This is a genomic window from Arthrobacter sp. P1_A5, assembly GCF_056406825.1.
In genome coordinates, this window is record NZ_JBFTZL010000147.1 from 1 (window position 1) to 9,257 (window position 9,257).

Genomic DNA, 9,257 nt, shown 5'->3' on the forward strand with positions numbered 1-9,257 from the left:
CCGCCGCAACGGCGAGGTAGTGGCCGGCGGCGACGCACAGCCGAGCGGCGCCGAGGCCTAATCCCCTCCATGACTGACACCGTCTGGGCGCCGGACGGCAGCAACCTGGTGGTTCACGCGGACAACGCGGAATACCTCCCCACGCTGCCGGACGGCGCCTTCACACTGATTTACGTGGACCCGCCCTTCAACACCGGCCGGGTCCAGCGGCGCCAGGAAACCAGGATGGTGCTCAACGCCGGCGGCGAGGGTGACCGCGTCGGGTTCAAGGGCCGGTCCTACGACACCATCAAGGGCGCGCTGCACAAGTACGACGACGCGTTCAGCGACTACTGGTCCTTCCTCGAGCCCCGGCTCGTGGAGGCCTGGCGGCTCCTGGCCGACGACGGCACCCTGTACCTGCACCTGGACTACCGAGAGGTGCACTACGCAAAGGTCATGCTGGACGCGATCTTCGGCCGCGAATGCTTCCTGAACGAGATCATCTGGGCGTACGACTACGGTGCACGGGCCAAGTACCGCTGGCCCACCAAGCACGACAACATCCTCGTCTACGTCAAGAACCCGGCGAAGTACCACTTCGACAGTGCCGAGGTGGACCGTGAGCCCTACATGGCGCCCGGACTGGTGACCCCCGCCAAGCGCGAGCTCGGCAAGTTGCCCACGGACGTGTGGTGGCACACGATCGTTTCGCCGACCGGCAAGGAGAAAACCGGCTACCCGACGCAGAAGCCGGAGGGGCTGATCCGCCGCGTGGTTGCGGCCTCGAGCCGGCCGGGCGACTGGTGCCTGGACTTCTTCGCAGGTTCCGGCACGCTCGGGTCCGTGGCCGCGAAACTCGACCGCAGGTTCGTGTGCGTGGACCAGAACCAGCCGGCCATCGACGTCATGGCCAAGCGCCTGGCCGCGCAGGCGCAGTTCACGTCTTTCCCGACGGTCTGACCCGCCGCCCTCACCGCGCCCCGCCGTTCCCGGGGCCGGGGCGGCTTTTCAGCGCACCACGTGCGAGCCTGTGCCCAGTTCCTCGATCCGGGCAAAGACTTCTGCGGAGGTCAGGTTCTCGCCCAGCAGGTTCGGCTTTCCTGCGCCGTGGTAATCGGAGGACCCTGTGATCAGCAGGCCATAGCGTTCGGCGATGCGGCGCAGGAACGTCCGGCCCTCCTCGGGGTTGTCCCGGTGGTAGATTTCCAGGCCTGCCAGGCCGGCGTCGATCATCTCCTGGTAGGTCCCCTCCCCCACGATCCGGCCGCGGGCGGATGCCACGGGGTGGGCGAACACCGGGACGCCCCCGGCTGCACGGACCAGTTCGACGGCGAGCGCCGGCTCCGGCGCATAGTGCTGGACCCAGTAGCGCGAGCGTGCTGTGAGGATGGAACCAAAAGCCTCGGCCCGGTCTTCCACCACACCTGCCGCGACGAGCGCGTCGGCGATGTGCGGGCGGCCCAGGGTGGCCCCCGGCGCGACGTGGTGAATCACGTCGTCCCATGTCAGCGGGTAGTCCTCCGACAAAAGGGTGACCATCTTCTGCGCCCTCGTGTGCCGGGCGTCCTTGGACTTGGTGATTTCCTCAAGCAGTCCGGGATGCGCGGGGTCGTGGAGGTAGCTGAGCAGGTGGACGCTGATGCCTTCCGCGGTGCGGCAGGAGATCTCCATCCCCGGGACCAGCGCGACCCCGGCTTTCCGGGCGGCGACGGCGGCCTCCGCCCACCCGGCAGTGGAATCGTGATCGGTCAGGGCGATGACGTCGAGGCCCGCGGCGGCGGCGGACTCCATGACGCCGGCCGGCGCCTGGGTGCCGTCGGAAACGTTGGAGTGCGCATGCAGGTCGATCCTCACCTCACCAGCCTAGTAGATGGCAGGATCCAAAGCCTCGGCCCCGTCGTGCCGGGGCCCTGCAGCGGCCCTGCAGCGCGAGCGCGCCGTTGGCCTAAGCCGCGGCGCTGGTGAGACTATGGGACGGTGAACGATGCAGATAACACCCTAGTCTCCGCTTCCCAGCCCCTCGAAGAGCGCGTCAACAACCGCTCGCAGCGGCCCAGCTCCGACGCCTTCAAGGCCTTCATGGCCAGCAACTGGGCGCCGGCCTCGCAACAGCTTTCCGAGCGGGACGCCGTCGCGGGCCACGCCGCAGGCCGGCGCCGCTCCATCTCAGGCCAGTTCAAAGGTGAACGCCTGGTCATCCCCGCCGGTCCGCTGAAGGTCCGCTCGAACGACTGCGACTACCGCTTCCGGCCGCACTCCGCCTTCGCGCACCTCACCGGCCTCGGCCTGGACCACGAACCTGATGCGGTTCTGATCCTGGAACCGGTCGCGGAGGGCACCGGCGACGACGGCGGAAACCACCACGCCACGCTGTACTTCCGCCCGTTGGCCGGCCGCGACACCGAGCAGTTCTACGCCGATTCCCGCTCCGGGGAGTTCTGGATCGGCGCACGCCCGACCCTGGCCGAGTTCAAGGCCAAGCTGGGACTCGACACGGCCGACATCGCCGAACTCGAACTCGCCATCACCAAGAATGTCGGTGCGCCGGAGATCGGCGGAATCTCCATCAGGCTGGTCCGCAAGGTTGACGAGAACATTGATGCGCTCGTCGACACTGCCCGCTACAACACGGCCAAGGACCCCGACAACCTCGACCTGAGCGTGCTCGACGCCCTGGATGAGAAACTCACAGAGGCCCTCTCGGAACTGCGCCTACTCAAGGACGAGTGGGAAATCGAACAGATGAAGATCGCCGTCGYCGCCACCGTGGCCGGCTTCACCGAGGTGGTCAAGGCGATCCCGCGGGCGCTGACCCACCACCGCGGCGAGCGCGTCGTGGAAGGGGCGTTCTTCGCCCGGGCCCGCGAGGAAGGCAACGAGCTCGGCTACGACACCATCGCCGCCTCCGGCAACAACGCCACCGTGCTGCACTGGACCCGGAACACCGGCAAGATCAACGCGGGCGAACTGCTGCTGCTGGACGCCGGAGTCGAGGCCGATTCCCTCTACACCGCGGACATCACCCGTACCCTGCCGGCCAACGGCAAGTTCTCCGAGGTCCAGCGCAAGGTCTACGAGGCAGTGCTCGACGCCGCCGACGCCGGCTTGGCCGCCGCCCAGCCGGGCACGAAGTTCCGGGACATCCACACGGCAGCCACCACGGTGCTGGCCGAGCGGCTCGCCGAATGGGGCCTCCTGCCCGTCTCCGTCGAGGAAGCCGTGAGCACCGAGGGCCAGCAGCACCGCCGGTGGATGCCGCACGGCACCAGCCATCACCTCGGCCTCGACGTCCACGACTGTGCCCAGGCGAAGCGTGAACTCTACCTCGACGGCGTGCTCACGCCCGGCATGGTGTTCACGATCGAACCCGGCCTGTACTTCAAGAGCGAGGACATCGGCATCCCCGAGGAATACCGCGGCATCGGCGTCCGGATCGAGGACGACATCCTCATGACGGCGGACGGCCCGGTCAACCTCAGCGCCGCACTGCCGCGCAAGGCCGACGACGTCGAGTCCTGGATGGCGGGCATCTACCTGGAAGTGGACGGCCAGACGGCGTAAATCGAAAAGGCTTGGACCCGAAAAGGGAGGGTCCCGGATGTCCGGGACCCTCCCTTTTTGCTGCCTGTTTTTGCCTGGCCTCCGTGTTGCCCGGTTTAGTGCTGCTGGCCGTCCTGGCCTGCCGCGGGCTTCTCGCTGTCCGTGACCCTGACCCCGTACTGCGGGCGGCCGTCCGGGAGATCCGGATAGCTCACCCCGGAAACCCGGCCGGCCGGGCGGGCCGCCGCCTCCTCAGCCGCGGCCGGTGCCGTCGGAGCGGGGCCCGCAGGGCCCTCCTGCTGGGGTGCACCGCCCTGGTACTGTCCGGCCGGGTCTGCGCCGGTCTCCGGCGTTCTCTGGCCGTACGGGTCGTTCCAGCCCGCGGGGCGCTGCGGCGCATGGGTCTGCTGTCCCGGCTGCTGTGGGCCGGGCTGCTGCGGTGCCTGATGACGGTAGTCCTGCTGAGCGAAACCGCCGGCCGCGGCACCGGACGCGTCATGCGCCGTCATAGGCAGCTGGTGGAGCAGGCGCCGCGCTTCGCCGGCGGCCTCGAAGGAGACCACGACGTCGTAATTGGTCGCGACCACCTGGCTGGTTGAGGTGAAGTCACGCTTGCCGCGCTGCATGGCGTACGTGACGATGCCAAACAGCATGAAGAACGCGGCACCCATCAGCACTGACGTCACAATCGAGAAATAACCGGGGGTTGTGGAGAAGAAGGACAGCATGACGCCGACGAACAGGCCGAACCACATGCCGCTGAGGGCGCCGGAGAGGGCGACGCGGGGGTAGGTAAGCCGGCCGGTCACCCGCTCGACCATCTTCAGGTCATTGCCCACGATCGACACCATCTGCACGGGGAACTGCTGGTCAGCCAGGTAGTCCACCGCCTTCTGGGCATCCAGGTAGGAGTTGTAGGAACCGACAACGTCGCCTCTCGGGACGGTGCGTGCCTCGTCCGAGCCGTTGGGGGCACCGGCCCTGGGAGCACCAAAAATGTTTGACATATGCCCATTCTCACCCATCGGGCTGGTGTGCGGCTGGAAATTCAGCTAAAAGAGAGCAGACTCGGTAGCCTGTAGGGGTGAGCACGAATCTTTCGCGAGTGTTTGTCGCGCGCCTCCTCGGACTGGACGTCTTCGACCCTTTGGGCGACCGTCTGGGTCGGCTGCGCGACGTCGTGGTGCTCTCCCGCGGAACCAGGGGCGCCCCGCACGTGGTGGGCATCGTCGTCGAGGTCCCCGGCAAGAAGCGCGTCTTCGTGCCGATGACCCGGATTACGTCCATAGACCAGACCCAGGTCATCTGCACCGGGCTGGTCAATCTTCGCCGTTTCGAACAGCGCGGCGCGGAAACCCTCGTGGTGGCCGAAATGTTCGACCGCCGGGTGACCCTTGCGGACGGCAGCGGCGACGCGACCATCGAAGACATCGCCATGGACCGGCACCGCTCCGGCGACTGGTTCGTCAGCAAGCTCTTCGTCCGCCGCGGCCACTCCCTCTCGCCCCTGAGCCGGCTGCGCCGCAATGAAACCCTCATCATCGACTGGGCCGATGCCCGGCAAGGCGCCAAGACCGAGCCACAGGCCGCCACCCAGTTCGTGGCCACGCACGAGGACCTCAAGCCCGCCGACTTCGCCGAGGCCCTGCAGGAAATGAGCGACAAGCGCCGCTTCGAGGTTGCGAGCGAACTCCAAGACGAACGGCTCGCGGACGTCCTGCAGGAGATGCGCGAAGGTGATCAGGTGGAGATCCTCTCCGCCCTGGACGTCAACCGCGCCGCCGACGTCCTCGAGGAGATGGATCCGGACGACGCCGCCGACCTCCTCGCCGAACTCCCCAGCGCCCAGGCTGAAGAACTCCTGCAGTTGATGGAACCCGAAGGCGCCGAAGACGTCCGCCGCCTGCTCGAATACGACGAGGACACCGCCGGCGGGCTCATGACGCCCGTGCCGGTAATCCTTCCCCCGGAAGCAACCGTCGCCGAGGCACTCGCGCACGTGCGCCGCGAGGAACTCTCCCCCGCCCTGGCGTCGTCGATCTTCGTCGCCCGGCCCCCGTTGGAGACGCCGACGGGACGATTCCTCGGCGTCGTCCATATCCAGCAGCTCCTGCGCTTTCCGCCGCCGGAGCCGCTGGGCAATCTGGTGGACAAGAGCCTGGAGCCGGTCTCCGACCAGGCCCACATCAGCGAGGTCGCCCGCGCGCTGGCAACGTACAACCTCAACTCGCTTCCAGTTGTCAACGATGACGGACGGCTTGTGGGGGCGGTGACTGTTGACGACGTGCTTGATCATCTGTTGCCGGACGACTGGCGCGCCCACGAGGACGATGCCCCGATAAGAAAGCTTGGAGGCCGCATTGGCTGATCCCACAGCACCACGGACCTCCAATGTCCGCCCTGGCGGCAGGACCACCGGCGGTCTCGACACGCCCCTGAGCGGCCGGCAGCGTATCCTGCCCAACTTCCGTCCCGACCCGGACGCCTTCGGCCATGCCACGGAAGGCTTCGCCCGTTTCATGGGAACCCCCGCGTTCCTGATGTACATGACGGTGTTCTGCTTGTTCTGGCTGGGCTGGAACACGTGGGCGCCGGAGGAATGGCAGTTCGATTCACGGGCGCTGGGCTTCACGCTGCTGACCCTCATGCTGTCCCTGCAGGCCTCCTACGCCGCGCCCCTGCTGCTGCTGGCCCAGAACCGCCAGGACGACCGCGACAAGGTCTCGCTGCAGCAGGACCGCCAGAGGGCCGAGCGCAATCTCTCCGACACTGAATACCTGACCCGGGAACTTGCGTCCCTGCGCATCGCGCTGCGCGAGGTCGCCACCCGCGATTACGTCCGCGCCGAGCTCCGCAGCCTGCTGGAGGACATGCTGGAGGCCCAGGAGGAACTGCGCACCCACGATCCTTCCGCCGGCGCCCACGAGACCCCGCGGGAAAAGGTCAAGGAGAAGATGAAGGAGCGGCGCGACAAGCAGCGCAGCCCCCGGACCCAGCAAATCCCCCGGGTAAAAGCCGGCGGCAAGCGCGATGACCCGGCCAAGGACCGTGTGCAGGACTCTTCACGGGACCCGACAGGGAACCCTTCGGGGAAACTGCCGAACCCGTCGGCGAACCACTCCGAGGCCGCGGCCGATCCCACCCGCCAGCCCGCACACCGCACCATCCCCGAAAGCTGAGCATCGCCCGCATGAGCACCCCGCTGGAACAGGCAGTGCACGGCGCACTTGCCACCGTGATCGACCCGGAGCTCCGCCGCCCCATCACCGAGCTCGGCATGGTGGAGTCCGTTGAGATCGGCGACGGCGGCCGCGTGCGGATCGCGGTGCTGCTGACCATCGCGGGCTGCCCGCTGCGCGGCACCATCACGGCGGACACCGAGGCTGCCTTGTCCGCCGTCCCGGGCGTCACCGGCGTGGACGTGGACCTTAAAGTGATGACACAGGTCCAGCGCGACGCCCTCAAGGAGCAGTTGCGGGGCGCCGGCGCCCAGCGCGGCATCCCGTTCAACGCGCCGGGCTCGCTGACCAAGGTGTACGCCGTCGCGAGCGGCAAGGGCGGCGTGGGCAAGTCCTCCGTCACGGTCAACCTGGCGTGCGCCCTGGCCGCCCAGGGGCTCCGTGTGGGGATCGTGGACGCGGATGTGTACGGTTTCTCCGTTCCGGCGCTGATGGGCATCACACAGGCCCCCACGCGGGTGGACGACATGATCCTGCCGCCCGTGGCCTACGGGGTCAAGGTCATCTCCATCGGCATGTTCGTCACCGGGAACCAGCCCGTGGCATGGCGGGGCCCGATGCTGCACCGGGCGCTCGAGCAGTTCCTCACCGACGTCTACTTCGGCGACCTCGACGCCCTCTTCCTGGACCTGCCCCCCGGCACAGGCGACATCGCGATCTCCGTCGCCCAGCTGCTGCCCAAGGCGCAGATCCTCGTCGTGACCACCCCGCAGGCGGCCGCCGCSGAYGTTGCCGAGCGGGCSGGKGCRATCGCCACCCAGACSGGCCAGACCGTGGCCGGCGTCGTGGAAAACATGTCCTACCTTGAAMTGCCCGACGGCGGCAGGATGGAACTGTTCGGCAGCGGCGGCGGCGCCGTGCTGGCCGAGCGCCTCTCGGCCACCGTGGGTGAGGACGTGCCGCTGTTGGGCCAGATTCCGCTCGAAGTCCTCCTGCGTGAGGGTGGGGATTCCGGAGTGCCGCTGGTGCTGGGCCGTCCGGAGACGCCTGCGGCCGTGGCTTTGGCGGGGATCGCCGGCAGGCTGGCGTCGGTTCCCCGCGGCCTCAAGGGCATGCCGCTGGGTCTGCAGCCCCGCTGACAGGGCCCCGTGCCGGCGGATGCCGACACGGAAGCCCGCTGACAAGGCCCGGCCGCATCCCTGCGAAGGCACTGCGGCAGGTCCGCCGCGGGAAGTCCTAGGTCGCCTCTGAGTCGAAGGGTGCCGGTTCGCCCTCGGGCAGCCGCTCAAGCACCCGCTCGGGGCGGTGCACGGCGACGGCAGTCGCGGCAGCGGCCGCGGAGACCGTTGCGGGTGCCCCGGCGCTCATCGGCTTGGTGTCATCGTCAAGGAGCGCTTCCTTGATGATGCGGCGGGGATCGTACTGCCGCGGATCGTACTTCTTCCAGTCGACCTCATCGATGTCGATGCCGACTTCTTCCTTGATCTGTTCCCGCGCACCGGACGCCATCCGGCGCACTTCCTTGACAATGTTGGCAAGTTTCTGGGTGTATTCGGGCAGCCTGCTGGGACCAATCACCAGAAGGCCGATGATCAGCAGAAGTAAGAACTCCGGTCCATTGATTCCAAGCACTTTAGGAAGGTTACCCTCTCGCTCGGGCTGGCGACGATTCCGCGAAGTCCGTATGCCGGCCATGTCCGGCCCGTCCCTGCCTCACGGTGCCAGGTGCTCCAGGATTCTGCTCAATCCACGCTCGATCCGTTCCGGAATTCCGTTGTGCGAGGCCGGCACGGGAGCGCCACTGCTGACCCGGCTCAGAGCGGCAACGCCGTCGTCCGCCTGCTCGGCCGGCAGGTCCGAAATGTACGTGTATGTCGCCGCCGAGGTCTGGTAGATGGCCCGGTAGGGCGGGGCGGGGTTTACCCAAAGAAAGCCATTCCCGGGTTCGGGGGCGGCCGACGGCGTGCCGGCCTTGGCCGGGATGAAGCCGTCTGCCACGGCGGTGTGTCCGGTCAGCACGTTGATGGGCGAAACTTCGGCCCGTGCCGGTGCGGGGGGCGCCGCGGGCGCCCGCGTCGAGGCATGCTGCTCAAGGACCGTGGCGAAGTGCCGGCCATCCGTGAGGCGAAGTTCCAGGACCTCGTCCCCGGAGATGACGCCGGCACGKGCCCAGATGAGGTGGAATCCGAGCTCGTGCAGCTCCGGACATGTCCATCCCTGCGAGCGGAACGCGGCAAGCTCACCGGTGTTCAGCGTCCCGGAAGGGGTGAAGTCGGGCTCGCCGCCGAGGCCGAACGCGACACGGGGCCCAGTTCCCTCAGCGCCGGGGACGCCGGATCCGCTGGCGTCGAACAGCTCCGTTGCACCGAGCGGCTCACCGCTGGCGGGCAGCCCGGGGGCATCCGGGTGGGCGAGGGTGGCAGTCTCTGCGCCCTCGGCGGGGACCGCGTCGTCGCCGCCCATGACGTACGYGGTGCCGGTCATGAGGGCCAAGGCGGCGACGGCTCCGCCGACGGCAAGCACCGGCAGGCGCGGGCCGCGGCGGCGGGCGCGGTG

At 68.2% G+C, this 9,257-nt stretch carries 9 protein-coding genes; 5 read left to right on the forward strand and 4 right to left on the reverse strand.

Annotated elements, in window-relative coordinates:
* The first annotated feature begins 69 nt into the window (after nt 1-69).
* On the forward strand, nt 70-942 hold the full coding sequence (locus AC1D1S_RS16260) for a DNA-methyltransferase (RefSeq protein ID WP_028278091.1): 873 nt from the start codon (nt 70-72) through the stop codon (nt 940-942).
* A gap of 48 nt (nt 943-990) precedes the next feature.
* On the opposite strand, the gene AC1D1S_RS16265 is transcribed toward AC1D1S_RS16260, so the two are convergent.
* A complete protein-coding gene (locus AC1D1S_RS16265) occupies nt 991-1,836 on the reverse strand; it encodes a PHP domain-containing protein (RefSeq protein WP_476994930.1) in 846 nt (281 codons plus the stop codon).
* Nucleotides 1,837-1,959: 123 nt separating this feature from the next.
* On the opposite strand from AC1D1S_RS16265, the gene AC1D1S_RS16270 reads away from it, so the two are divergent.
* Complete coding sequence (locus AC1D1S_RS16270; RefSeq protein WP_476994931.1) at nt 1,960-3,543, forward strand: aminopeptidase P family protein; 1,584 nt, start codon at nt 1,960-1,962, stop codon at nt 3,541-3,543.
* Between the two features lie 95 nt (nt 3,544-3,638).
* Here AC1D1S_RS16270 and AC1D1S_RS16275 read toward each other — a convergent pair whose 3' ends face one another.
* Entirely contained in the window at nt 3,639-4,529 is an 891-nt protein-coding gene (locus tag AC1D1S_RS16275; RefSeq protein ID WP_243182262.1) for a YflT domain-containing protein, read from the reverse strand.
* Nucleotides 4,530-4,606: 77 nt separating this feature from the next.
* Here AC1D1S_RS16275 and AC1D1S_RS16280 point away from each other — a divergent pair, with 77 nt between their 5' ends.
* Genes AC1D1S_RS16280 through AC1D1S_RS16290 form a run of 3 tightly spaced genes read left to right on the forward strand, consistent with a single transcriptional unit; the run spans nt 4,607 to nt 7,840 of the window.
* A complete protein-coding gene (locus tag AC1D1S_RS16280) occupies nt 4,607-5,890 on the forward strand; it encodes a magnesium transporter MgtE N-terminal domain-containing protein (RefSeq protein WP_028275668.1) in 1,284 nt (427 codons plus the stop codon).
* Complete coding sequence (locus AC1D1S_RS16285) at nt 5,871-6,701, forward strand: DUF1003 domain-containing protein (RefSeq protein ID WP_439954158.1); 831 nt, start codon at nt 5,871-5,873, stop codon at nt 6,699-6,701. Before AC1D1S_RS16280 ends, AC1D1S_RS16285 begins: the two co-directional genes overlap by 20 nt.
* 11 nt (nt 6,702-6,712) lie before the next feature.
* Nucleotides 6,713-7,840, forward strand: a complete 1,128-nt coding sequence (locus tag AC1D1S_RS16290) for an Mrp/NBP35 family ATP-binding protein (RefSeq protein WP_476994932.1) — start codon at nt 6,713-6,715, stop codon at nt 7,838-7,840.
* A gap of 97 nt (nt 7,841-7,937) precedes the next feature.
* Here AC1D1S_RS16290 and AC1D1S_RS16295 read toward each other — a convergent pair whose 3' ends face one another.
* Nucleotides 7,938-8,333, reverse strand: a complete 396-nt coding sequence (locus tag AC1D1S_RS16295) for a twin-arginine translocase TatA/TatE family subunit (protein WP_028275671.1) — start codon at nt 8,331-8,333, stop codon at nt 7,938-7,940.
* An 81-nt stretch (nt 8,334-8,414) separates the two neighbouring features.
* On the reverse strand, nt 8,415-9,257 hold an 843-nt coding region (locus AC1D1S_RS16300; protein WP_476994933.1), incomplete at its 5' end, for a hypothetical protein.

What these genes read in the sequence shown, in the direction of transcription:
- AC1D1S_RS16260 (WP_028278091.1), top strand. Translation starts at nt 70, where the DNA reads ATGACTGACACCGTCTGGGCGCCGGACGGCAGCAACCTGGTGGTTCAC.
- AC1D1S_RS16275 (WP_243182262.1), bottom strand. Translation starts at nt 4,529, where the DNA reads ATGTCAAACATTTTTGGTGCTCCCAGGGCCGGTGCCCCCAACGGCTCG.